The following is a 454-nucleotide window of genomic DNA, read 5'->3' on the forward strand; positions in this document are numbered from 1 at the left end:
GATCGTTCCAATCGACCTCATCTCCCGCCACCCCACGTTGCCGGCTGGCATCCGCCTTGATGATGCTGGCGTCGACGGCGAAACCTTCACCCTTGACTAGGCCGGCTGCCATGCAGCGCCGCAGCACCTCATTGAATAACCAGCGGAATAGATCGCTGTCACGAAAACGCCCATGGCGATTCTTCGAGAAGGTCGAGTGATTGGGGACTTCGTCTTCCAGACCCAGCCGGCAGAACCAGCGATAGGCCAGGTTCAGGTGCACCTCTTCGCACAATCGCCGCTCGGAACGAATGCCATAGCAGTAGCCGACGACCAGCATGCGCACCATCAACTCCGGGTCAATCGAGGGACGCCCGATGGGGCTATAGAAATCCGCCAGGTAGGCACGCAGATCACTGAGATCCAGGCACTGGTCGATACTGCGCAGGAGGTGTTGGCCCGGGACGTGATCTTC

Annotated in this window: 1 protein-coding gene; it reads right to left on the reverse strand. The window is 59.7% G+C overall.

Annotated elements, in window-relative coordinates:
• Positions 1-454 (reverse strand): transposase (locus G7020_RS23815; protein ID WP_181087224.1); only part of this gene is annotated, 454 nt, incomplete at both ends.

It is taken from the genome of Stutzerimonas stutzeri, from assembly GCF_013522825.1.
Lineage (GTDB): Bacteria > Pseudomonadota > Gammaproteobacteria > Pseudomonadales > Pseudomonadaceae > Stutzerimonas > Stutzerimonas stutzeri_AK.